At 57.1% G+C, this 303-nt stretch carries 1 pseudogene; it reads left to right on the forward strand.

Going from position 1 to position 303, the window contains the following annotated elements:
• Positions 1-122: 122 nt before the first annotated feature.
• Positions 123-303, forward strand: a pseudogene (locus EN807_RS34295) (ATPase); the annotation flags it as partial.

Raw genomic sequence — 303 nt, forward strand, 5'->3', positions numbered from 1 at the left:
TCCAGTATTTCGCGCCGGCGCGGATGCGCCAGCGCCTTGAAAACATTGTCGTCCTGCGATCGGCTTGACATGTTATGTTTCTATAACATATCGTTGTTGCGATCAAGCAAGGAGCTGTGGATATGTCTCTTGGATTCAGTGTTTCAGGGCGCATCGGCAAACCGGTCGCCGAAGTCTTTGACGCGGTCGTCAATCCGAACAAGCTCAGCGGCTATTTCACCACCATCTGCGGCGCCAGCGCGCCATTGGTGGCCGGTTCGGGTGTCGTCTGGTGGGGCAAGGTGCCGGTCGAGGTCGACGAAG

It is taken from the genome of Mesorhizobium sp. M5C.F.Ca.ET.164.01.1.1 (genome assembly GCF_004792125.1).
Classification (GTDB): Bacteria; Pseudomonadota; Alphaproteobacteria; order Rhizobiales; family Rhizobiaceae; genus Mesorhizobium; species Mesorhizobium wenxiniae.